This is a genomic window from Cupriavidus sp. 01L45 (genome assembly GCF_056399885.1).
Genome location: NZ_JBFTSG010000046.1, coordinates 25,764 through 48,648, shown reverse-complemented (window position 1 = coordinate 48,648; position 22,885 = coordinate 25,764). Strand labels below are relative to the sequence as shown.

General features: G+C 66.3%; 18 protein-coding genes. 10 read left to right on the top strand and 8 right to left on the bottom strand.

The window, feature by feature from the left end; translation table 11 throughout:
* Positions 1-56 precede the first annotated feature (56 nt).
* Positions 57-3,134, bottom strand: coding sequence for an AAA family ATPase (locus tag AC1DT6_RS27775; protein ID WP_477103890.1), 3,078 nt, complete (start codon positions 3,132-3,134; stop codon positions 57-59).
* Positions 3,131-4,276 (bottom strand): exonuclease SbcCD subunit D, encoded by a 1,146-nt coding sequence (locus AC1DT6_RS27770; RefSeq protein ID WP_441631921.1) that lies wholly within the window; start codon positions 4,274-4,276, stop codon positions 3,131-3,133. Before AC1DT6_RS27770 ends, AC1DT6_RS27775 begins: the two co-directional genes overlap by 4 nt.
* Positions 4,277-4,511: 235 nt before the next feature.
* On the opposite strand from AC1DT6_RS27770, the gene AC1DT6_RS27765 reads away from it, so the two are divergent.
* Positions 4,512-4,856, top strand: coding sequence for a YgiW/YdeI family stress tolerance OB fold protein (locus AC1DT6_RS27765; RefSeq protein WP_441631919.1), 345 nt, complete (start codon positions 4,512-4,514; stop codon positions 4,854-4,856).
* 42 nt (positions 4,857-4,898) lie between these two features.
* Here AC1DT6_RS27765 and AC1DT6_RS27760 read toward each other — a convergent pair whose 3' ends face one another.
* Complete coding sequence (locus AC1DT6_RS27760) at positions 4,899-5,876, bottom strand: Bug family tripartite tricarboxylate transporter substrate binding protein (RefSeq protein WP_441631917.1); 978 nt, start codon at positions 5,874-5,876, stop codon at positions 4,899-4,901.
* 379 nt (positions 5,877-6,255) lie between these two features.
* Between AC1DT6_RS27760 and AC1DT6_RS27755 the strand changes: the two genes are divergently transcribed.
* The 5 genes from AC1DT6_RS27755 to AC1DT6_RS27735 all read left to right on the top strand — a co-directional run bounded on the left by AC1DT6_RS27755 (position 6,256) and on the right by AC1DT6_RS27735 (position 13,374).
* A complete protein-coding gene (locus AC1DT6_RS27755; protein WP_276289405.1) occupies positions 6,256-7,140 on the top strand; it encodes a helix-turn-helix domain-containing protein in 885 nt (294 codons plus the stop codon).
* Between the two features lie 76 nt (positions 7,141-7,216).
* Positions 7,217-7,543, top strand: coding sequence for a hypothetical protein (locus AC1DT6_RS27750; RefSeq protein ID WP_045235492.1), 327 nt, complete (start codon positions 7,217-7,219; stop codon positions 7,541-7,543).
* Between the two features lie 179 nt (positions 7,544-7,722).
* Positions 7,723-10,011 (top strand): TonB-dependent receptor, encoded by a 2,289-nt coding sequence (locus tag AC1DT6_RS27745; protein ID WP_441631914.1) that lies wholly within the window; start codon positions 7,723-7,725, stop codon positions 10,009-10,011.
* 256 nt (positions 10,012-10,267) lie between these two features.
* Positions 10,268-12,484 (top strand): TonB-dependent receptor, encoded by a 2,217-nt coding sequence (locus tag AC1DT6_RS27740; protein WP_441631927.1) that lies wholly within the window; start codon positions 10,268-10,270, stop codon positions 12,482-12,484.
* A gap of 92 nt (positions 12,485-12,576) precedes the next feature.
* Positions 12,577-13,374 (top strand): tetratricopeptide repeat protein, encoded by a 798-nt coding sequence (locus tag AC1DT6_RS27735; RefSeq protein WP_441631912.1) that lies wholly within the window; start codon positions 12,577-12,579, stop codon positions 13,372-13,374.
* Here the strand turns inward: AC1DT6_RS27735 and AC1DT6_RS27730 are convergent.
* From AC1DT6_RS27730 to AC1DT6_RS27720, 3 genes are all read right to left on the bottom strand, one after another.
* Entirely contained in the window at positions 13,343-13,549 is a 207-nt protein-coding gene (locus AC1DT6_RS27730) for a dodecin (protein ID WP_045235494.1), read from the bottom strand. The genes AC1DT6_RS27735 and AC1DT6_RS27730 overlap by 32 nt on opposite strands.
* Before the next feature lie 160 nt (positions 13,550-13,709).
* Positions 13,710-14,681 (bottom strand): LysR family transcriptional regulator, encoded by a 972-nt coding sequence (locus tag AC1DT6_RS27725; RefSeq protein ID WP_477115094.1) that lies wholly within the window; start codon positions 14,679-14,681, stop codon positions 13,710-13,712.
* Positions 14,678-14,956: a hypothetical protein gene (locus AC1DT6_RS27720; protein ID WP_477115093.1), complete on the bottom strand. Its 279-nt coding sequence runs from the start codon at positions 14,954-14,956 to the stop codon at positions 14,678-14,680. The genes AC1DT6_RS27725 and AC1DT6_RS27720 overlap by 4 nt, the downstream gene beginning before the upstream one ends.
* A 146-nt stretch (positions 14,957-15,102) precedes the next feature.
* Between AC1DT6_RS27720 and AC1DT6_RS27715 the strand changes: the two genes are divergently transcribed.
* A complete protein-coding gene (locus AC1DT6_RS27715; protein ID WP_441631907.1) occupies positions 15,103-16,509 on the top strand; it encodes an amidase in 1,407 nt (468 codons plus the stop codon).
* Between the two features lie 85 nt (positions 16,510-16,594).
* On the top strand, positions 16,595-17,599 hold the full coding sequence (locus AC1DT6_RS27710; RefSeq protein ID WP_441631905.1) for a Bug family tripartite tricarboxylate transporter substrate binding protein: 1,005 nt from the start codon (positions 16,595-16,597) through the stop codon (positions 17,597-17,599).
* Positions 17,600-17,606: 7 nt separating this feature from the next.
* Here the strand turns inward: AC1DT6_RS27710 and AC1DT6_RS27705 are convergent, their stop codons facing one another.
* Positions 17,607-18,530, bottom strand: coding sequence for a LysR substrate-binding domain-containing protein (locus AC1DT6_RS27705; RefSeq protein WP_441631903.1), 924 nt, complete (start codon positions 18,528-18,530; stop codon positions 17,607-17,609).
* Between the two features lie 95 nt (positions 18,531-18,625).
* On the opposite strand from AC1DT6_RS27705, the gene AC1DT6_RS27700 reads away from it, so the two are divergent.
* Positions 18,626-19,768, top strand: coding sequence for a tartrate dehydrogenase (locus AC1DT6_RS27700; RefSeq protein ID WP_441631901.1), 1,143 nt, complete (start codon positions 18,626-18,628; stop codon positions 19,766-19,768).
* A gap of 37 nt (positions 19,769-19,805) precedes the next feature.
* On the opposite strand, the gene AC1DT6_RS27695 is transcribed toward AC1DT6_RS27700, so the two are convergent.
* Entirely contained in the window at positions 19,806-20,855 is a 1,050-nt protein-coding gene (locus AC1DT6_RS27695; protein ID WP_441631899.1) for a PAS domain-containing protein, read from the bottom strand.
* Positions 20,856-21,212: 357 nt separating this feature from the next.
* Between AC1DT6_RS27695 and AC1DT6_RS27690 the strand changes: the two genes are divergently transcribed.
* Entirely contained in the window at positions 21,213-22,838 is a 1,626-nt protein-coding gene (locus AC1DT6_RS27690) for a BCCT family transporter (RefSeq protein WP_441631897.1), read from the top strand.
* The last annotated feature ends 47 nt before the right edge of the window (positions 22,839-22,885 follow it).

Sequence of the window (22,885 nt, the reverse complement as noted above, 5' to 3'; positions counted from 1 at the left end):
GAGCAAACCATAGCTTACGCGCTTCGGGCTGCCGCGAGGCAGTCACCTCCCGCCCCTCATGGCAATTGCAGCTCGGCCCGGCTGCCGCCCGCCCCGGGACGGATTTCCAGGCGCACGTCGATACGCTCGCGCAGCTCGGCCACGTGGGAAATGATGCCCACCAGCCGCCCCGCCTGCTGCAGGTCGATCAGCGTGCGGATGGCGAAATCCAGGCTCTCGGGATCGAGCGTGCCGAAGCCCTCGTCGACAAACAGCGTATCGAGCTGGATCCCGCCCGCGCGCGACTGCACCACATCGGCCAGTCCCAGCGCCAGCGAGAGCGATGCCAGGAAACCCTCGCCGCCGGACAAGGTATTCGCCGGGCGCGTCATGCCGGTGTCATGGTCGAACACCTCCAGATCGAGCCCGCCGGCGGCGCGCTTGTCGCCCAGTTCGCGCACGCGCTGCAGTTCGTAACGGTTGCGGCTCATGCGCATCAGGCGCAGCGAGGCGGCTTCCAGCACCTCGTCGAGCAAGGTCGCCAGCACGAAACGCTGGAAGGTGATGCGGCGCGGATTGTTGCCGTTGGCCACTTCGGCCAGCCGCCCGAGCACCGCGTAGCTGCGTTCGATGTCCGCGCCCGCGGCAGCCAGCGCGTCCAGGCGCTGCTGGCATTGCAGCAGGTTTTCGCGGCTGCGGTTGAGGTCGGCCTGCTCCCGGACCAGCGCTTCGAGCGCGCTGGTGGCATCCGCCTGGGCCTGCCTGAGTGCCGGCAGGTCGGGCGCGGCCAGGTCGCGCGCGGCGACCGCGGCGCGCTCGCGCCGGTCCGCGGCGGCAGCCAGGTCGAGGTCGAAGCGATGGACGCGGGCGTCGAGTTGCGCCACCTGCGCGGCAGGCATCCGCGCCTCGGCATAGGCCTCGCGCGTGACAAAGCCCGCCTGCTCAAGCGCGTCTGCGAACGCTGCGCCAGCCTGCTGCTCGCGCAGCGCATGGCTGGCCAGGGTGGCTTGCGCGCCGGCTTGCGCGGCCTGGGCCGCGGCCAGGCCGGCGCCGGCCTGCTTGTCCGCCAACTGCGCGGCGGCCAGCGCGGCTTCACGCGCGGCCAGATCCTGCCGTGCCTGCCCCAGCGCGAGGGTGAGCCGCTCTGGCTCACGCCATTCGGACGGCACCTGGGCGCTGGCCGCCTGCCACTCGCCCTGCAGCTTGGCGTGACGCTGGCCGGCGTCCTGCGCAGCCGCGTCGGCTACGCGAATGGACGCATCGGCGGCGGCAAACGCGCCGCGCAGCCGCTCCAGTTCCGCTGCCAGCGGCGCGCACCGTCCAGCCGCCGCCCCGGCGGCCAGCTGCTGCGCGCGTAACGCCTGGATAGCCTCGGCCAGTTGCGCCTTGGCAGCGGCCGGATCCTGCGCCGCGCCTGCCGGCATGTCCGCGGCGGTCACGGCTTCGCGCAGTTCGTCCAGTTGCTCCTGACGGTGCGTCAGCGCTTGCTGCGCGGTTTGCGCCTGGCTGGCCGCGCTGTGCGCGGCCTGGTCGGCAAGCCGCGCGGCCTCGCGGGCGTGATCGAGCACTTCGTCGGAGACCGGGGCCTCGATAGGCCGGGCCATCTGAGGATGTTCGGCGCTGCCGCATACCGGGCACGACTCGCCGTCGTGCAGGCCCGCAGCCAGCCGCGCGGCTTGTCCTGCCCGCCAGGCCTGCTCCGTCTCGCGCAAGCGGAGCGCGCTTGCCGCCTGAAGTGTGGCGGCTTGCCCGGCAGCAAGCCGGCCGGCTTCGGCCTGGCGGCGCGCCTGTTCCCAGTGCGCCAGCGTGGCCGCGTATTTGTCCAGCGTGGCCGCCTGCTGCGCCAGGCCCGCCAGCCGCAGCTGGATCGTCTCTAGTCCGCGAGCGCCCTCCTGGGCCTGGGCCAGTTCAGCCTCCGCCTGTTTCAGCGCGGCAGCCGCTTGCTGCTGCGCCTGCACGGCACCAGCATGGGCCGCCGCCGATTGTGTCTGCCCACGGGCGGCGCTTTGCAAGTCCTGCCGCAGCACGCCAAGCCGTTGCGCCTGCGGCAGCATGGCCTCCAGTTCCGTCACACGCTTTTGCGCCGCCTGCCGATCGCTGGCGCGCGCCATTTCGGCTTCGAGCGCCGCCGCTGCCGCCGCCGACGCCACGGCGCTTTCGCTGGCGCGCGCATTCGCCGCGGCAAGCGCTTGCTGCGCCTGCAGGTGTTCCTGCGCAGCCTGTCCGAGATGCTGCTCGAAAGGCTGGACCTGCGCGGCCCGGCGCGCGGCCAGCAACCGCTGGCGCTCGGCTTCCACCTCGGGCCGCTGCGCCATCAGCGCGGCATGGGCAGCCTCGGTCTCGCGCTGTTCGCGCAGGCGGGCTTCTGTCTGCTCGCCTTGCTTGCTCGCCAGCGTGGCAAGTTCAAGCACGGTGCGCGCCGCGCCGTCGCGCTGCCTGAGTTCATCCAGCCGGACTTGCAACGCCGCTGCCTGCTCGCGCAAGGCGTCCACGGATTCCAGCTGATACTGCTGCAGCAAGGCCGTTTGTTCGATCCGCAGCCGCTCGGCCTGCTGGCGGATGCCGGCGGCCTGGCCCTTGAGCAGTTCTTCCACGCGCCGGTACAACTCGGTGCGGAACAAGCGCTCCAGGATCGCCTGACGGCTCTTGGAATCGGCAGTCAGCAGTTCGCGAAAACGTCCCTGCGGCAGCACGATCACCTGGCGGAACTGGCTGCTGTCGAAACCCAGCAGGTTGCGCACATGGTCATCGACCTTGTTGGGCTGGCTGGCCATGCTGGTCCAGCCACCCTCGCCCATGGTGTCGAGCTGGGCCTTGGGCGTTTCCTTGACAGTGCCCTCTCCGCGCAGCTTCGGCCGCTCCTGCGCGGGCGAACGCGTAGCCAGGTAGCGCTGGCCTGCCAGGCTGAATTCGAACGTCACTTCCGTGCGCAAACCCGGATCGGCGTTGGCGCTGCGCATGTCCTGCGCGCTGCGCTCGCCACCGGACGTATCGCCGTAGAGCGCGAAGCAGATGGCGTCGAGCAGCGTGGTCTTGCCGGCGCCGGTGGGGCCGTGGATCAGGAAGAAGGCACGCTCCCCAAGCTGGCTGAAATCGATCTCCTCGCTGGCGGCAAACGGGCCGAAGGCCTGCAGCTTCAGGCGTAGCGGTCTCATGCGGACTCCCTCTCGGCGGCGGCCATGCCTTCCAGCAACTGGGCCAGCACGCGGCGTTTGTCGTCGTCCAGTTCTTCGTCCGCGACCTCCTTGAAGAAGTTGGCGAACAGCTCGGCGGTATCGAGCTGGCGCAGGCGCTGGCCCGGGGCGCTGGCTTCGCCGGATCGCGCCAGCACGGCGCGCTCGATGGCCAGGGCATTGGGATAGGCCTGGCGCAGGCGGGCCATCGGATCGAGCAACGCGCCGGTATCGGTCAGCACCGCGTGGATATAGTCGTCGCGGTGCGGGTCCTCCGCGCCATGCGCCAGCAGGTCGGCCAGTTGCCCTTCGATGATGCGCAAGTCGCGCCGGGGCGAGAGCGCAATCGGTTCGATCGTCACCGTGCCATCGCCCGCCAGCTCGATCAGCGAGACGGACTTGGCGTGCGTAACTTCGGACAGCGAGTATTTCAGCAGCGAGCCGGCGTAGTGAATGCGCTGGCCAAAGGTCTGCGGCCGGTGCAGATGGCCGAGCGCGACCAGGTCGAAGCCGTCGAACACACCAGCGGCAACGGCGCCGCTGCCGCCCACCGAAAGCGGCCGCTCCGATTCGCTGGCCTCGCCGCCGATCACGAAGGCATGCCCCACCACCACCGAACGCGCGTGCGCCGGATGGCTCGCGCGGATCGCTTCCAGGCGCGCCGCGAGCGCCGCCTCGTGGCCGGGCAGGTCCACGCCGAAGGCATCGCGCACCGCAGCGGGCTCGGCATAAGGCAAGGCATAGATCTTCACTTCGCCGTCCGGGTCGGACAAGGTCACGCAGGTCGCCTCGCGCTCGGTGCGGCCAGCCACATGCAAACCCTGCGCCGTCAGCAGGCGCGCGCCGAAACCGAGCCGCTGCGCGCTGTCGTGGTTGCCCGAGATCATCACCACCGGCACACCCGCGTCCACCACAATGCGCGCCAGCACGTCGTCGAGCAATGCGACCGCTTCGGGAGGCGGCACCGCGCGGTCATAAACGTCGCCGGCGATCAGCACCGCATCGGGCCGCGCGTCGCGCACCAGCGCGACAAATTGATCGAGCACCCAGGCCTGGTCTTCGAGTAGGCTGCGCGCGTGAAACACGCGCCCGAGGTGCCAGTCGGCAGTGTGAAGAAAACGCAATGTGAATCCCTTTGGTGGATGGCCGCAGTGAGCGCGAGTGAGCCGGGCATGGTCCGGAGCGGACCGCGCGACAGGCGCCATCATAACGTTGCCCGTTCGCCGTTCAGCTTCGGTTCAGCCCCTGCCACCCACAATCGCCTGCGTGCTGGTGCAAAAGCACCGGCTCCGGCACAATGGCCCGGCCAGGTGGCCGCCCCCCAGCCGGTACGTTCCAATCATTCTTGAGAGAGAAACCATGAAACGCATCCTGATCGCGGCAGTTCTGACGGCTACGGCCGTCATGGCACAGGCACAGTACGTAGGCCCTTCCACGGTACCGGCGACTACCGTCAAGGCCCTGGCGGAGCAAGGCAAGGACGACCAGCACGCCGTGCTGCGCGGGAAAATCGTCAACAACGTCGGCCACGAGCTCTACCAGTTCGACGACGGCACCGGGCAGATCCGGATCAAGATCGACAAGAAGCTGTGGCCGGCCGGCCAGCCGGTGGATGCGTCCACCCAGGTGGAACTGCTGGGCGAATACGACAAGGAACTCTTCGGCGACTCTAAGTTCAAGGTCAAGCAGATCCGCATCCTGTAAGGATGCAGGCACAATGCCCGGAGAGCCCGGGCATCGGCATGCTTACTCCTGGATATTCGCTTCGCTGACGATCTTGCGGTAAGCCTCGGTTTCCTTGGCGATAAACCCACGGAAGGCGACCGCGTCCTTTGCATCGACGTCCACGCCAGCCTCGGACAGATTGTTCCTGACCTCCGGCGCATTGATCGCGCGGGCGAGCGCGTCGGCCAGCTTGTCGGTCACCGCCTTGGGCGTATTGGCCGGCGCGAACAACCCGAACCACAAACGCATATCGACACCAGCCAGCGCTTTGTTCTCCGCCAGCGCGGGGATATTGGGTGCGGCATGCGAACGCGTGGCCGAAGTCACGCCGATCGCCTGCAGCTTGCCTGACTTGATCTGCGGCAGCGCCGTCGACAGCACCAGCACGCCCAACTCGATCTGGTTGGCCATCAGGTCGGCGATCGCCGGCGCGCCACCTTTGTAGGGGACGTGGGTCATATCCACCTTGCTGGCGCCGCGGATCAGTTCGCCCGACAGATGCAGCGGCGTGCCGATGCCCGAGGTGCCATAGTTCACCGCCTTCCTGCTCTTGGCCAGCGCCAGGAAGCCATCCACGCCACGAATGCCCGATTGCGCGCCGGACACCAGCACCATGGGCTGCGAGCCGACCATGCGCAGCGGCACCAGATCGCGCTGGCCGTCGTACTTGATCTTCGGGTTGGTCAGCCTGGCGATCGAGATTTCACTGTTGGAGCCCAGCAGCAAGGTATAGCCGTCGGCCGGGGCGTTGATGGTCTTGATGGCACCGATGGTGCCACTGGCGCCCGGCGCGTTGTCCACGACCACCGAAACCCCGAGATCCTGGCCAAGACGCTGGCTCAGCACGCGCGCCACCATGTCGTTGCTGCCGCCGGCGGCGTAGGGCACGACGATGGTGACCGGGCGTTCCGGATAGCCAGCGGCACCGGCGGGCGCGGCGGCAACGGCAAGAGTGAGCGTAACGGCGGCGCACAGCGCCGTGGCAAGGGCCTTCTTCATCGGATTCCTTTTCTGCGCCAGGGGCGCTCCTATCTCTGTGTCTTGTGTAGTTTGTGTGTCTTGCGTGATGCGAAGGATCGGCGGATTACCATCCCGGCGTGCGGTCCGCAATATACATGCCATCCAAAAATCTAGCCAAGTCTCATTTACGAGACAGACGAATGGAGATTGTCCCCTCTTACCCACCAGAAATGCACATTGATTCACAACGCCCGAGCACTCGCGGGCGCATCGGCGTCGTCGCCGCGTTGCCCTGACCAGCCAGGCCTGCAGCAAGGGAAAGCCTGACAGCGTTGCTTCCTGGCTCGATACATCTCTCCCCATGCGACGGCGGGCCGTGCTAGGATAGGCCCTGTCTTATTTTTGAGATTCTCACAAGATGGACGCTCTCCTTGCCGCAGGCCCACCCGTTGATTTCGTCGAGATCGGCAATCGGCTGCGCGCCTATCGGCTGGGGGCGGAGATGCGGGCGGAGGCCATTGCGGAGCAGCTCGGCGTGTCGCGCGCAGCGATCTACCGCATGGAAAAGGGCGACATTGTCAAGATCGAGACGCTCGGCCGGCTGGCGCAGCTGCTTGGCACTTCGCTGGCGTCGATGCTTGGGGTCGAGTCCGAGTACTACCACTCGGCGGTGGCCTATATCGAGCGCATGCGCCAGCTCGAACATGGCGCGACCCGCATCCTTGCCCATTTCGAACCGGTTTCCTACCTGCTGACATCGCCCCACTACGCCGGCCATCTGCGGCAGATGCTGGCCGAGAGCCCGCAGCCGGCGCCGGCGGCGACCATCGATGCCTTGCTGGCCCTGCTGGAGGAACGCAAGCAATCGTTCGCGCGCAGCGTGCCGCCCATTACCAGCCTGATCGACCTGCGCTCGCTCGAGCGCTTCGTGCATTTCGGGCTGGTGGGGCGCCTGGACCTGCCGCCGGCGGTGCGCATGGAACGCTCGCTGGCTGCCCGGCGCGAGATCGAACGCGTGATCGAGCTGCTCGACGCGCAGCCGATCGGCCTGCAGATCGGCATTGTCGACGGCAGCATGCCCAATGTCACCTTCCAGGTCTTCGAGCGGCCGGGCAAGGCCTACGTGGCAACCAGCCCGTTCCGTTTCGGAGAGTTTCCCAATGTCTCCACCGGCATCGCCACGGTGACGGCCGCGCCCGAGGCGGTACGGCTCTACACCGCCATGGTCAATGACCTGTGGCAGCGCGCCTATAAGGGACGCGATGGTGCCGCGCTGCTGCGGCGCATGCTGAACAGCGTATGAGCGGACACGCGGATCCATCGCCGGCGCGTCCCCTCACCTTGTATCCGACCCAGTTTTCACTAGCCCACATTGCGCCATGACGCTTGAAACCACCCTCCAGCAATTCCAGGACTCGCTCCCTGGCACCGACGCCTTCGTGACGGTGAAGAACGCCACGCGCGAACTGATCGACACGGATCCGGCGCACGCTGCTGCCTACTTCCTGCTCTACGGCTTCGCCCGCTCCTACGTGCTGCTGTACGAGGACCAGGCGGTGACCATGGACTTCGCCGAAGCCGCCAGGCAGGAACTGCTCGGCTATATGCAAGGCATCGCGCGCACCCTGCACGGTGAGCCCGCCGCGCTGGTGGCGGAAATGAACCGCATCGTGAGCGCTTACCAGGGCGGCAAGAGGACCTTCTGAGGCGCCAGCGGACGGTACCCTGGCGGCGGACCGCGTTTGAGCGCGGCCTGCCGCTGCCGGTTCGATCAGAACACGCATTTGGGAAATTTCCCAACGCATTGCAGATTTTTCCGACGCTTCTCGGATTGAATACGAATGACACTTATTCTTATTCAATCCACCGCAGCCGACGGAGAATCATGCAAAGCGCCCTAGTTATCAGGACCAGAAGAAAGAAGCACGCGATCCCGCGCCTCACGGGCGCGGTTGGCGCCGCCATCGCGGCCGCGCCGGTGGCCGCCCAGGCAGGCGGGGACCTGAAAGTGGCAGCGGTGGAGTTGCCGCCTGTCACCGTCAGCGGCTCGCAGCACAGCGAGTTCAAGGCTGACGGCACCTCGTCGATCAAGACGCCCGGACCTCTGCTCGACATCCCCAAGTCCATCACCGTCATCCCRCACGAACTGATCCAGAGTACGGCGTCGACCAGCCTCAGCGAGGTATTGCGCTCCGTTCCCGGTATCGCCTTCGGCGCCGGCGAGGGCGGCAACCCGGTCGGCGACCGGCCGTTCATCCGCGGCTACGATGCGCAGGCCAGCACCTTCCTGGATGGCTTCCGCGACATCGGTGCGCAGTCGCGCGAAATGTTCAATATCGAATCGGTGGAAGTCACCAAGGGCCCCGCCGGTGCTTACGACGGACGCGGCTCGGCCGGCGGCAGCATCAACATCGTCAGCAAGGCGCCCAGGCTCGGCAACTTCGCCGAAGGCAACTTCGGCGTTGGCAACGCCAGTTACAAGCGCGCCACCGCCGACGCCAACTGGCAGTTCGGCGAACGCACGGCCGTGCGCATGAACGCCATGTATCACGATGCCGGCGTGCCCGGCCGCGACGCCACGCACCAGGAGCGCTGGGGCTTTGCCCCTTCGGTGGCTTTCGGCCTTGGCACCGATACGCGGCTGACGCTGTCCTACTACCACATGGAATCGGACGGGCTGCCCGACACCGGCATGCCCTACAACAATCCGAACTTTGTCCCGCGCACCGATGGCCGCCCGCGCACGCGGCTGGCCGGCGACGGTTCGCCGCTCAAGGTGCCGCGCAACACTTACTACGGCCTGGTCGACCGCGACTTCCGCAAGGACAGTGCGGACGTCGGCACGATCCGCTTCGAACACGATTTCAGCCCCGCGCTCAAGTTCCGCAACCAGACGCGCATCGCCCGCACCATGCAGGACTATCTCTGGACGCGGCCCGACGGCAGCTTCGATGGCAATATCTATTACGACATGGTCTGGCGCCGGACCAACCAGCGCCACGGCATATCCAATACGCTGGCCAACCAGACCGACCTGTCTGGCGAGATCCTCACTGGCACCCTCAAGCACAAGTACGCCTTCGGCGTGGAGTTCTCCCAGGACAAAAGCGAAAACGATAGCTACGACGTAGCCACAGGCAACAAACGATGCCCAAGTGGTCCGGGCGCGGCCAGTGGCTACAACTGCACCACCTTGTACAGCCCGAACCCGAACGACCCGTGGAACGGCCGGATCACCCGCACCTACAACCCGACCAACCACAAGGCCACCACCGCATCGGTCTACGCCTTCGACTCGATCGAGCTCAACAAGCAATGGCTGGTGAATGCCGGACTACGCCTGGACCGCTACCGCGGCGAGGTTCAGACCTCCCGAGCCAGCAGCGGCGCCGGCCAGCGCAGTACGTATGCGCGAGACGACAATCTCTTCAACTACCAGTTCGGCGTGGTCTATAAACCGGTGGAAAACGCCAGCATCTACGCGTCCTACGGTACCTCGTCCACCCCCGCAGGTGCCGTGGTCGGGCAAGGCAGCGAGCCGAGCGGGCTGGCGCCGACCAAGGCAGGCAGCGCGCTGTCACCCGAGAAAAATCGCAGTTTTGAACTCGGCACCAAGTGGGATGTACTGCACAAGCGCCTGGCACTAACCGCCGCCATCTTCCGGGTGGAAACCACCAACGCGCGCATCACCCTGGAAGACGGCCTCGCGGCCATGGCCGGTAACAAGCGTGTGGACGGCGTCGAACTTGGCTTTTCCGGCAACGTCACCGACCAGTGGGCGGTCTTCGGCGGCTACACCCACCTGAAGAGCGAACTGCGCAACAACGGCGGATCCGGCGCCGACTTCGGCGCGAGCGATGGCCACGCCTTCCCCAACACGCCATCGGACAGCTTCAGCCTGTGGAGTACCTACCAGCTATTCCCCAACCTCACCCTGGGCGGCGGCGCTTACTACGTATCCAAGGTGTGGGGCAGCCAGGCCCGCAACAATTGGGTGCCGGCCTACTGGCGCTTCGACGCCATGGCCGCCTACCAGTTGAACAAGAACGTGTCGATGCAGCTCAACGTGATGAACCTGGCCGACAAGGTGTACTACAACCAGGCCTATCCGGCGCACTACGCCTCGATTGCCCCCGGGCGCACTGCGATTCTCAACGTGAACCTGCGCTATTGAACGCCGGTTAACACGAAGAGCCATGGCCACCCGCGCGGGTAGGCCATGGCAGGCAGCACCGTGTCGCCAAGCCAAAATGTAACGTTTTCGCTACAGACGCTTCATATGTATGTCTTGACTGACATATAAACACAAATGATAATCCATCTCATTCGCAACATTATTCAAGCAATCGGGGATTTTTGTGCAAACCGCTGTCGTTATCAGGAAGAACAAAAAACACAACGTCATCCCGCGCCTCTCCGGTGCGGTAGGCATGGCCGTGGCAGCCGCTCCGGTGGCTGCCCAATCCGCTGATACCAAACTGGCAGCGGTCGAATTGCCGGCGGTAACCGTCAACGGCGCATCGGAAAGCGGCTTCAAGGCGGATACCGCTTCGTCAATCAAGACGCCCGGCGCCCTGCTCGACACGCCCAAGTCGATCACGGTCATTCCGCAGGAAGTGATCCAGAGCACCGCTTCGACCAGCCTGAGCGACGTGCTGCGCACGGTACCCGGCATTTCCTTTGGCGCCGGCGAAGGCGGCAACCCGGTTGGCGACCGGCCTTTTATCCGTGGCTATGACGCGCAGGCCAGCACCTTCCTCGATGGCTTCCGCGACATCGGTTCGCAGAGCCGTGAATTGTTCAATGTCGAGTCTGTCGAGGTCACCAAGGGCCCGGCTGGCGCCTATGACGGCCGCGGCTCGGCCGGCGGCAGCATCAATATCGTCAGCAAGGCGCCCAAGCTGACCAGCTTCGCCGAAGGCAACATCGGCGTCGGCAATGCGGAGTACAAGCGCGCCACCGTCGACGGCAACTGGAAGTTCGCCGAACATGCGGCCTTCCGTTTGAATGCCATGGCTTACGATGCCGGTGTCGCCGGGCGCGATACCACCCACCAGAATCGCTTGGGCATTGCACCGTCCGTGGCGTTTGGCCTGGGTACCGACACGCGCCTGACGCTGTCCTACTACCACATGCAGTCTGATGACACGCCAGACACCGGCATCCCCTATAACAACCCCACCTTCAACGCCCGCACCGACGGCCGCCCGCGCACGCGCGTGGCCGGCGACGGCTCGCCGGTAAACGTGCCGCGCAACACCTACTACGGCCTGGCGGACCGCGATTTCCGCAAGGACAACGCGGATATGGGCACGATCCGCTTCGAGCACGATTTCAGCCCGGCGCTCAAATTCCGCAACCAGACCCGTATCGCACGCACGACGCAGGACTACATCTGGACCCAGCCTGACGACAGCCAGGGCAACCTGTACTACGACATGATCTGGCGCCGCGCCAATACGCGCATCTCCACCGCCAATACCATCGCCAACCAGACGGACCTGTCCGGCGAGTTCGCCACCGGTTCGATCAAGCACAAGTACGCCTTCGGCGTGGAGTTCGCGCAGGAAAAAAGCCAGAACGACACTTACAACGTGGACACGGGCAACAACCGCTGCCCGAAGGGCCCGGGCGCGGCCGGCGGCTACAACTGCACCACGCTGTATAGCCCGAACCCGAGCGATCCCTGGGCCGGCGCGATCAGCCGCGTGAACAACCCGACCAACTCGAAGACCAACACCAGCTCGGTCTACGCCTTCGACTCGATCGAGCTGAACAAGCAGTGGCTGGTCAATGCCGGCGTGCGCTTCGACCACTACAGCACCGAGTTCCAGGCAGCTCGCGCCGCCAACGGCACCCGCGCCGAGTATGCACGCGACGACAACCTCTTCAACTACCAGTTGGGCGTGGTCTACAAGCCGGTGGAGAACGCCAGCTTCTATATCTCCTACGGCACCTCGTCGACGCCGGCCGGCTCCTTCCTGGCCCAGGGCAGCGACGGCAACGCGCTGGCACCGGATCGCAATGGCCGCAATCCCGGTTCCAACCTTGCCCCCGAAAAGAACCGCGCCTTCGAAATCGGCACCAAGTGGGACGTGCTGCGCAAGCGCCTGGCGCTGACCGCGGCGATCTTCCGGGTGGAAACCACCAACGCCCGCATCACGATGCAGGATGGCACTGCTGCCATGGCCGGCGACAAGCGCGTTGATGGCGTGGAACTGGGCTTTTCCGGCAACGTCACCGACAAATGGGCTGTGTTCGGCGGCTATACCCACCTGAAGAGCGAACTGCGCAACAACGGCGGGGCCGGTTCGGCCTTTGGCGCCACCAACGGCCAGTCCTTCCCCAATACGCCTGCGGACAGCTTCAGCCTGTGGAGCACCTATCAACTGTTCCCCAACTTCACGGTGGGCGGCGGTGCCTACTATGTGTCCAAGGTGTGGGGCAGCGAAGCCAGCAACAAGTGGGTGCCCTCCTACTGGCGCTTCGATGCGATGGCTTCGTATCGCATCAACAAGAACGTGGCGCTGCAACTCAATGTGATGAACCTGGCCGACAAGGTCTATTACAACCAGGCTTACGCCAGCCACTATGCGTCGATCGCTCCCGGACGCCAGGGCATCCTGAGCCTGAACGTGCGCTATTAAGCGGCCGCAAGCGCCCGGCAAACACCGCGGCGCCGGCACACGGCACACCACCCTCGCGGCGCGGTGTGCCGTTTTTACTTTATCCGCCCCGCATGGACACACTGCACACACTCCCCTTCCGCATCGCCTCCCCAGGCGAACTCGACCAGCTCGGCGCCGCCGGGCTGGCGGACAAGCTGCGCGAGCCCCCGCGCCTCGCGCTGCCCTGGCTGGGCGGTGCGGCCGTGCAGGGCAACCTCGATGCGCAGATGATCCTGGGCCAGTGGTTCCTCGCCGGCCACGGGCTTGACCGCGACGATGCGCGCGCCTTCGCCTGGTTCAAGCACGCCGCGCACGCGGGCCATGCCGGCGCCGCGAACATGGCTGGCCGTTGCTATGAAAACGGCTGGGGCACCACGCAAGACGACAACGCAGCGGCGCAGTGGTACACACTGGCCGCGCAACGCGGCTCCGACTGGGGCATGTACAACCTGGCCACCGCGCTGGTGCTCGGCCGCGGCATAGCCGCCAGCCGGACCGAAGCGCTGGACTGGTACCGGCGGGCCGCCGGCATGGGACATGCGAAGTCGCTCAACATCGTGGGCGGCTTCTACGAAGACGGCTGGGAAGTCGAACGCGACGCGGCCATGGCGATGGACTACTATCGCCGCGCGGCCGAGGGCGGCGACTTCCGTGGCCAGTTCAACTATGCGCGCGCGCTGGCGCTGTGCGGCCAGGAGCACGAGGCCATCCGCTGGGTGCGAGAGGTGCCGCGCACCGCCACTGCGCCCTTTGTCGAAAAGATGCTCGACTTCCTGCGTGACGCGCCCGACGCGGTGCTTAACCGGCTGTTCAGCCACGCGGACGCCGCCGCGCGGCTCAGCTCACGCGAAAGCCGATCTTCAGCGTGACCTGGAAGTGCGCGACCTTGCCATCGGCAATGTGGCCGCGCGTCTCTACCACTTCGAACCAGTCGATGTTCTTGATGGTTTCGCTCGCCTTGTCGATGGCACTACGGATCGCCGCATCGCAACCGTCCGGCGATGAGCCAACGATCTCGACCAGCTTGTAGGTGTGGTTTGACATGTCCGCTCTCCTTGGCCCGATGGCCGCAGACGATCGTGCACGCCGGCCAGTCCGGTGCGCGCGATACACCCCTCCATCATAGGCAGCGGGCAACGCAAAGCCCAAGCGCGGTTACGCGCTGACAAGGGATTGTTGCAGCGCTCACCGGGCCAGTGCCGGATCATGCCGAAGCGGCCCCCGATACGCCGGCACGCCGGCGCGCGGGAAGGCCCGGCACGGCACGGCGCCGCCCGGCGATGTCCTCCTCCAGCCATTCGGCAAAGGCGCGCACCGCCGGCGGCAAGTGGCGCCCCGCCATGGTCTGGATCTGCAGGGCGCGCTGCTGCATGGCCCGGCTGGCGATCGGCACCAGTACGCGGCGCTCCGCGCGCAGGTTGTTGCGCACCGCCAGGGACCCGGTCAGGTACACCGCATCCGCGTACGCCTGATAACCCACCAGCGCGCTCAGCGAATTGCTGCTGAGCAATATGCGCGGGYGCAGGCCTTCCAGCCCGCAGGCCAGGTCGAATAGCTGGCGGATGGTATTGGTCTCGCTGGGCAGCGCCAGCGGGTATGCCACCACCTCCTTCAGGCTGGCGCGCTTGAGCGCCGCGAGCGGATGCTTGCGCGCCACATAGGCATAGACCGGCGCAGCCTCCGAATACACTACCTCGATGCCCTCCTGCGCCGCGATGGCAAACGTCAGGGCCAGATCGGCCAGGCCTTCGCGCACCATGCGCGTGGCGGCGGCAGGGGCGCACACTTCCAGAGAGAAGCTCACACCGGGATAGCGGCGCTGGAACAAGGCCATTGCGTACGGCATGTAGTCGCGCGCAAAGCCGTCGGTGCAGGCCAGCCTGACCGTGCTGTGCGCCACGCTGAGCAGACCCTGCAGGTCAGCCTGCAAGGTCTGCGCATCCAGGAAGGCGCGGCGCCCGTATTGCTGCACCACGAGGCCGGCCTCGGTCAGCCGCATGCCGCGCGGCTCGCGCTCGAACAGCGGCGCGCCCAGTTCGGCCTCGAGCCGCGCCACCTGCCTGCTGATCGCCGATACCGCCACATGCAGCGAGGCCGACGCCGCGCTGAGCGAGCCGCGCTCCGCTACTTCCAGGAAATAGGCGAGAGGAACGGCGTGGATCGACGTGAGCTTCATGGTTGCTGTTTCGCTGGTGGGGAAGACAGGCCGCTGCCACCGCCAGCGGGTGCGTCGGCCTTTGCGCAATGATAAGCCCGCGCGGTATTTGCCTTGCCGATTTTAGAAAGCAGCTTTCTGTCCGCCCCGGGCGCCGATGGTGCCGAAATGCCGCCCATTGCCGCCGCTGCGGCACCTTCTCGCGCAAACGGCACCTCGGCGGTGCGGATAATGCGCCGCGCCACGCCATAGGTGTGCGCGAAGCCGCCCGCGAGCGCCGGGAACGCTGTTGGCATTGCGACACGGCCCACGCCAACGCAGGGACGGCTGCCATTATCGTTATGCCATGCCCCTGCCTCGCTCTGCCTTCCGGACCACAGCTTGATGCGTCGCGGCGGGTCGAGAGAGAGCACCACAAGCCAACGAAGGAGACCAGGACCTCATGGAAGACATCTGCTACCTCGGCGCCGTGGAGATGGCCGCCGCCATCCGCAGCCGCGAACTGGGCGTGCGCGAAGCCGTCAGCGCGCACATTGCGCGCACCGAACGCGTCAACCCCGCCATCAACGCCATCGTCACCACCACCTTCGAGCAGGCGCTGGCCGCCGCCGATGCGGCCGACACGGCGCTGGCGCGCGGCGCCGCGCCCGGCCCGCTGTTCGGCCTGCCGGTGGCGCACAAGGATTCGTTCCTCAGCGCCGGGGTGCGCACTACCTTCGGGTCCGCCGTGTACCGGGACTTCGTGCCGGTCCAGGACAGCGCCGTGGTGGCTCGCCAACGCGCAGCGGGCGCCATCATGCTGGGCAAGACCAACCTGCCGGAGTTCGGCGCCGGCTCGCACACCTTCAACGCTGTATTCGGCGCCACCCGCAACCCTTACCGGCACGACGTCTCCGCCGGCGGCAGCAGTGGCGGCAGCGCCGCCGCGCTGGCCGCGGGCATGGTCGTGCTGGCCGATGGCTCCGACATGGGCGGCTCGCTGCGCAACCCGGCCAGCTTTTGCAATGTGGTGGGCTTGCGGCCTTCGATCGGCAGGGTGCCGATGACGCCGGCCAGCCATGCGTTCAACACGCTCACGGTGGGTGGACCGATGGGCCGCTCAGTGGCCGACGTGGCGCTGATGTTCAGCGTGCTGGCAGGCGACCATTCCGCCGACCCGCTGGCCATGGCCAACGGCGCGGCGGAATTCGCCGCGCCGCCCCGCCTCGATGGCAAGGGCCTGCGCATCGCCGTCAGCCCGACGCTGGGCGGGCTGCCGTTCGAGCCGGCGGTGAGCCGCATCCTGCAGGATGGCATTCGTCACTGCCAGGCGCTGGGCTGCACGGTGGATGAAGCCCAGCCGGACTTCAGCGGCGCGGACCATGCCTTCGAGGTGCTGCGGGCGCTGGCGTTCGCGACCAACTACGGCCCCGCGCGGGCCGAGCACGGCGAACTGATGAAGGACACCGTGCGCTGGAATATCGACCTGGGACTGACCCAGGACGGCGCTGCGATAGCCGAAGCCGAGCGTGCGCACAGCCGCATGTTCGCGCGCATGCAGGCGCTGCTGGAACGCTACGACTTCCTGATTGCGCCGGTGTCGCAGGTCCTGCCGTTCGCGGTCGAAACCGAATACCCGCAAAGCATCGATGGCGTGGCCATGCCGAGCTATATTGGCTGGATGCGTTCCTGCTACCGCATCACCATCACCGGGCATCCCGCCATCTCGGTGCCTTGCGGCTTCACGGAAGACGGCTTGCCGGTGGGCCTGCAGGTCGTCGGCAAGTATCGCGGCGAACGCGCGCTGCTGGCATTCGCGCAATTGTTCGAGCAGGCCAATCCGGCCGGGCGCATCCGGCCGGCTTTGTAAGGGGCCATGGCTGGCGGCGGCCATTCGATCCCATCGACCACATTGATCGCAACACCAAGGGGAAACACAGATGTTTGCAACGCGCATGACGAGATGGACCCTGAATGGCACCGGCAGCGTGGCCCGGGGCTTCGCGCTGGTTGTGGCGGCCTGCGCGGCCCTGGCTGCCGCCTGGCCGGCGCTGGCCGCGCCGTACCCGGACAAACCGGTCAAGCTGGTGGTGCCGTTCCCGCCCGGTGGCTCCACCGACGTGCTCGCCCGCCTGGTGGCGCGCAAGCTCGGCGAAGTCCTGCAGCAGTCCGTGGTGGTCGAGAACAAGGCCGGTGCCGGCACCATCGTCGGCGCGGACTACGTGGCGAAATCCGCGCCGGATGGCTATACCCTGCTGCTCAGCGCGGCCACCACGTTCACCGTCAACCCGGTCACCTACTCGCGCCTGCCCTACGATTCGCTAATGAGTTTCGAGCCGCTTGGCATGGTGGGCTCGACCGCGCTGGTGCTGCTGGCCAACCCCGCGGTCAAGGCGGATACGCTCAAGCAACTGGTAACCGTGGCCAAGGCCACGCCGGGCGGCATGTCGTACGGTTCCTATGGTGCCGGCACCACCGCGCACTTTGCCGGCGAGATGATCAACGCGGCCACCGGCATGGGCTTGCTGCACGTGCCTTACAAGGGCAGCGCACCGGCCATGGCCGACCTGATCGGCAACCAGATCCCGCTGTCGGTCGATACCGTGGTGGCGGCGGCCCCGCAGATCAAGGGCGGCAAGGTCAAGGCGATCGCCGTCACCAGCACCACGCGCTCGATGCTGCTGCCCCAGGTGCCAACCGCGATCGAAAGCGGTTTTCCCGGCGTGTCGCTCAGCACCTGGTTCGCCATCGTCGCGCCCAAGGGGATTCCCGTCCCGGTACGCCAGACGCTGGAGACCGCCATCGCCAGCATGATGAAAGATCCGGCGCTGCAGCAAAGCATGACCGCGAACGGATTCGAGCCGGAGTACGGCAGCGCCGCCGAGTACCGCGCGCGCGTCACCAGCGAGATCGCGCGCCTGCGCAAGATCGCGCAGGCGGCGAATATTCACGCGGACTAAGCCGGTATCAGCCTCGCATGGCTCCATGCGAGGCGGCCCGCTCGCGAAAGAACGTCTCGAAGAATTCCACGCAAACGCGAATCTTGGCCGAACTGGTCAGGCGCGACGGGTACACCGCCCAGATATTCGCGTCCTGACCGCACTCCGGCAGGATCTGCTCCAGTTCGCCGCTGGCCAGCATCGGGCCCACATCCCACAGTGAACGCAGCACGATGCCGCGTCCATCCATCGCCCAGCGCACCACGACCTCGCCGTTATTGGAGGACAGCGGCCCGGTGACCTTGACGGTGTGCTCCGCGTTGCCGTTACGCAGCTTCCACACGCCAAAGGGATGGTCGCGCTCCTTGATCACCAGGCAGTCGTGGCTGGCCAGGTCGGCCAGCGTGCGCGGCCGGCCGCGGCGTGCCAGGTAGGCGGGCGACGCGCACAGCACGCGGCGGTTGTCGCCCAGCCGGCGCGCGATATGGTGCGGCGCGATCTCATCGCCCACGCGGATGTCGAGATCGAAGCCTTCGGTCGCCACGTCAACGAGCCGGTCGAACACTTCGAAGCGCACCTGGAGCGCGGGGTACAGGGTGGACAGTTCCGAGATGGCCGGCGCCACCACCCGGCGCCCGAAGCCAAAGCTGGAGCAAACCCGCAGCAGGCCGCGCGGGTTGCGGCGCGTGCTGGAGACTTCCTCGTAGAGATGATCGATATCGTCCAGGATCCGCTGCGCCAGCGCGTAGACCCGCTCGCCCTCCTCGCTCACCACCACGCGGCGGGTGGTGCGGTGGAACAGCTTGACCGCAAGCGCAGCTTCCAGCATATGGATGCGCTTGCTGATATAGGCCGGCGACACGCCAAGCGCCTCCGCGGCGGCGGAGAAACTCGACTTGCGGGCGACTTCGATGAAGACGCGCAGGTCCTCGTTGAGCAGGTCATTCTTCACGAAGTGTGTTTTATCGGTTCACGGATTGGCCGATTATATTCCGACGGGAATTCCTTACCATGGGCCATCCCAATCCAGACTGTGAACCATCCGCCATGACAACCACCTCCCCCGCACCCTTCCGCATTGCCGTCATCCCTGGCGACGGCATCGGCAATGAAGTCATGCCCGAGGGCCTGCGCGTACTCGAAGCCGCCGCCGAGCGCTTTTCGCTGGGCCTGGAATTCGTGCGCTTCGACTGGGCGCATTGCGACTACTACCTGCGGACCGGCGCCATGATGCCCGCCGACTGGCGCGAGCAGTTGGAAGGGTTCGATGCGATCTATTTCGGCGCCGTGGGCTGGCCCGCCAAGGTGCCCGACCACGTCTCGCTGTGGGGTTCGCTGCTGAAGTTCCGCCGCGACTTCGACCAGTACGTGAACCTGCGCCCGGTGCGGCTGTTCGAGGGCGTGCCCTGCCCGCTGGCAAACCGCAAGCCGGGCGATATCGACTTCTTCGTGGTGCGCGAGAACACCGAGGGCGAGTACACCTCGCTGGGCGGCCGCATGTTCGAGGGCACCGAGCGCGAGGTGGTGCTGCAGGAATCCGTATTCAGCCGAGTCGGCACCGACCGCGTGCTGCGCTATGCCTTCGAACTGGCCAACTCGCGCGCGCGCCGGCACCTCACCGTGGCCACCAAGTCCAACGGCATTGCGGTCAGTATGCCGTACTGGGACGAGCGCACCGACGCGATGGCGCAGCACTATCCCGACGTGACGGTGGACCGCCAGCACATCGACATCCTCACCGCACGCTTTGTGCTCCAGCCCAACCGCTTCGACGTGGTGGTGGCCTCCAACCTGTTCGGCGACATCCTTTCCGACCTGGGCCCCGCCTGCGCCGGCACCATTGGTCTGGCGCCCTCCGCCAACCTCAACCCGGACCGCAAGTTCCCGTCGCTGTTCGAGCCGGTGCATGGCTCCGCCCCCGACATCTACGGCAAGGCCATCGCCAACCCGATCGCCATGATCTGGTCCGGTGCGTTGATGCTGGAGTTCCTCGGCGGCGCCGAAGGCATGGATGAAGCCGGCAGCGCGCGCTGCCGCGAGGCGCACGACGCCATCGTGCGCGCCATCGAGACCGTGCTGGCGCGGGGCCCGCGCACACCTGACCTGGGCGGCGACGCGCATACCGGGGACGTGGGCGAGGCGATCGCCGCGCTGGTGCGCCAGGCCGATGCGCAAGCCCTCGCCGCCTGAAGCGCTCTGGCCGTGCCTCGCGCCGCGGGGCGCGGCGCTATTTCACCTTGCCGGTCGCCTTGCCCGTCGCCTTGCCCGTCGCCTTGCCGGTCGCCTGGACGGCCACGATCACGTGCGTCGGCTGCCCGGACTCTTCGTCGCGGCATAGCGCGGCCCGGATGCTGACCGGCAACTGCCGCCCGTCCTTGCGCACAAGGCGGGCTTCGAACGCGCAACGCTCCTCGCTACCCGTCAGCAGGGCCTGCAGCGCTTCGCCATCGCCCGCCAGCAGATCTGGCAAGGTGATATCCGCCAGCTCCGCCTCCGCATAGCCGAGCATGCCGGTCAGCGCCGCGTTGACCGACTCCCATTGCCAGCCGATCCCGATCAGCGCCATGCCTTCGGAGGCAAGCTCGAAGACCGCGCGAAAGCGCGCCTGCTGATCGCGCAGCGACTGCTCCACCTTCTTGCGCGCAGTGTTGTCCATGCTGATGCCGACCATCTTGACCAGGCGGCCTTCGACATCGCGGATCGGCGTCGCGCGCGAGGAAATCCAGCGGATGCCGCCATCCGGCGGCAGGATGCGGAAATCGAACTCGTGCGGCTCGCCGGTGCGCAGCGAGTCCTCGTAGATCCGCTCCATCATCGGGATATCGTCGGGGTGCGCGCGCTTCCAGAAGTCGGCATTGCTGGCGATCGGCCAGCCGTACACGCTTTCCACGTTCGGCGAATAGGTGACGGCATCGGTGATGAGGTTCCACTCCCAGGTCACGATGCGCGCGGCCTCCTGCGCCAGCTTCATCCGGGCTTCGCTATCCATGATCTCGGCGGTGTACTTGCGCCGCACATCCGTCATCGTCATCGGCAACGGCACGGCGCTGGACGACTCGGCCTCGCGCTGGGCCTCTTCGCCGTAGCGCAGCCAGATCCAGTTGACGTTGAGGAACGCGGCCAGCTTGCGCAGGTTGTCATAGTCGATCTCGCCGCCGCGCGTCCATTTATGGACGGCGGGGCGCGACAGCCCCAGCGCGGTGGCGACGGCCTGGAGCGTGAGCTTCTTGTGCTCGAGCAATTCCTTCAGGCGGAAAGCAAAGCTGTTTTCTGTCATGGTAGCGGCCGCATGAGCCTGGGTCACCCGAGGTCAGGCCAGTAACGAATCCTAAGAGTCCGAAAGGATACACCGCCGACACGCGAACACCTTCCGCAACGCGTCCCGAACGCGCGGCACGGCACGAAGTGCATCGTTCTCCACGCCCACCCCGGCATTTTTCAGGAGCGCGCACAGGTAAAGCGAAATCCCGCTTGTGCAAGCCGGAATTCTTCCTTAGACTACGCTTCGTTAACCAATGGTTATCGTAACTTATTGGTTAACTTTCCAAAAATCATCAAGGAGCCCGGAGAAGGCCCCATGCCCCGCAACTGCCAACCATTCCGTGCGCACGGACGCATGGAGGAGGAGACTAAATTGAGTACTACAAAAAGCAGCAGGGACTTGTTCCTGACAGGCTGCACCGTGGCTGCGGTCGCCGCCACCGTGGTCGCCATGACCATGTGGCCCAGCCAGGCAGCCGCCACCGCGTCGCAACTGTTCAACTGGGCCACGCGCTCGTTCGGATCCTTTGTCCAGGTGTTCGTTTTCGGCTGCGTCATCGCCTGCCTGGCGCTGGCGTTCAGCAAGTACGGCAATGTGCGCCTGGGCGAAGGCAAGCCGGAATACGCCACGCTGTCGTGGGTTTTCATGTTCATCTGCGCCGGCATGGGGTCGTCGACCATGTACTGGGGCGTGATGGAATGGGTCTATTACTACCAGTCGCCGGGCCTGAACATCGCCACCGGTACGCGCCAGGCGCTGGAGTACAGCATCAGCTATTCGTTCTTCCACTGGGGCCTGAGCGCCTGGGCGGTCTACGCCCTGCCCTCGCTCGCCATGGCGTATCACTTCCATGTGCGCAAGAACAAGGGCCTGAACCTGGCCTCGATGGTGCAGGCCGTGACCGGCTTCAAGGCCAGCGGTCCCGTGGGCCGGGCGGTGGACCTGATCTTCCTGCTGACCATGTTCGGCGCACTGACGGTATCGATCGCCCTGACAGCCTCCACCTTCACGCGCGGCCTGTCGGGCCTGAGCGGTGTGCCCGATACGTTCGTCACGCAGTTGATCGTGATCGTCGGCGTCTCCGTGATCTTCTCGCTCAGCGCCTATGTCGGCATCGACGGCGGCATGCAGCGCCTTAGCCATATGGTGTGCTGGGGCGCGCTGCTGCTGGCCGCCGTGGTGCTCGCGGTGGGCCCGACGCTGTTCACTGCGAACAATGTCGTCAACGGCCTGGGCCTGATGCTGCAGAACTACATCCACATGAGCCTGTTTACCGATCCCACCGGCGACGGCACCTTCAGCCGCGGCTGGACGGTGTTCTACTGGCTGTGGTGGGTGTCGTACTCGCCGGGCGTGGCGATGTTCGTGGCCCGCGTGTCGAAGGGCCGCAAGATCAAGGAAGTGATTTACGCGCTGTTGCTCGGCGGCAGCGTCGGTTGCTGGTTCTTCTTCGGCGCGCTGGAAAGCTACAGCATGCACCAGTACATCAGCGGCGCCATCGACGTGCCGCGCATCCTGAAGGAGCATGGCGGCGAATCCGCGGTGGAAATGCTGTTGCTGGCCTTGCCTGCCGGCAAGCTGTTCCTGGCGGCCTACCTGTTCATCATGATCATCTTCCTGGCGGCGCACGTGGATGCCGTGGCCTATGCGGTGGCCGCCACCACCACACGGAATATGCGCGAAGGCGAAGACCCCGCGCCAGGCAGCCGCGTGTTCTGGTGCGTGCTGCTGACGCTGGTGCCCCTGGCCATGCTGTTCACCAAGGCATCGCTGGACACCATGAAGACCGCCGTGGTGCTGACCGCGATCCCGTTCCTGGTGATCCTGGCCATCAAGCTGTTCGGCCTGTTCCGCTGGCTGCTGCAGGATTTCGGTACGGTGCCCGCGCACGACATCGAAGCTGGCTTCGTGCCCGAGCGCAACGCCGGCGCCCCTGCGCCCGCCGGCCAGCCACCCGAAGCCCTCCCGCGCGACCAGTCCGCCGCCGCCACGCTTTGAAACGCCGGCCCGGCAACGGGTCTCCTTTTTGTCCGATTTGTTAAATA

Excerpts from the sequence above, each read along its gene's own strand:
- AC1DT6_RS27765 (WP_441631919.1), top strand. The coding sequence starts at position 4,512 with ATGAAACGCATCCTGATCGCGGCAGTTCTGACGGCTACGGCCGTCATG.
- AC1DT6_RS27715 (WP_441631907.1), top strand. The coding sequence starts at position 15,103 with ATGGAAGACATCTGCTACCTCGGCGCCGTGGAGATGGCCGCCGCCATC.
- AC1DT6_RS27700 (WP_441631901.1), top strand. The coding sequence starts at position 18,626 with ATGACAACCACCTCCCCCGCACCCTTCCGCATTGCCGTCATCCCTGGC.
- AC1DT6_RS27695 (WP_441631899.1), bottom strand. The coding sequence starts at position 20,855 with ATGACAGAAAACAGCTTTGCTTTCCGCCTGAAGGAATTGCTCGAGCAC.
- AC1DT6_RS27740 (WP_441631927.1), top strand. The coding sequence starts at position 10,268 with ATGGCCGTGGCAGCCGCTCCGGTGGCTGCCCAATCCGCTGATACCAAA.
- AC1DT6_RS27730 (WP_045235494.1), bottom strand. The coding sequence starts at position 13,549 with ATGTCAAACCACACCTACAAGCTGGTCGAGATCGTTGGCTCATCGCCG.
- AC1DT6_RS27735 (WP_441631912.1), top strand. The coding sequence starts at position 12,577 with ATGGACACACTGCACACACTCCCCTTCCGCATCGCCTCCCCAGGCGAA.
- AC1DT6_RS27775 (WP_477103890.1), bottom strand. The coding sequence starts at position 3,134 with ATGAGACCGCTACGCCTGAAGCTGCAGGCCTTCGGCCCGTTTGCCGCC.
- AC1DT6_RS27755 (WP_276289405.1), top strand. The coding sequence starts at position 6,256 with ATGGACGCTCTCCTTGCCGCAGGCCCACCCGTTGATTTCGTCGAGATC.
- AC1DT6_RS27710 (WP_441631905.1), top strand. The coding sequence starts at position 16,595 with ATGACGAGATGGACCCTGAATGGCACCGGCAGCGTGGCCCGGGGCTTC.
- AC1DT6_RS27720 (WP_477115093.1), bottom strand. The coding sequence starts at position 14,956 with ATGCCAACAGCGTTCCCGGCGCTCGCGGGCGGCTTCGCGCACACCTAT.
- AC1DT6_RS27760 (WP_441631917.1), bottom strand. The coding sequence starts at position 5,876 with ATGAAGAAGGCCCTTGCCACGGCGCTGTGCGCCGCCGTTACGCTCACT.
- AC1DT6_RS27750 (WP_045235492.1), top strand. The coding sequence starts at position 7,217 with ATGACGCTTGAAACCACCCTCCAGCAATTCCAGGACTCGCTCCCTGGC.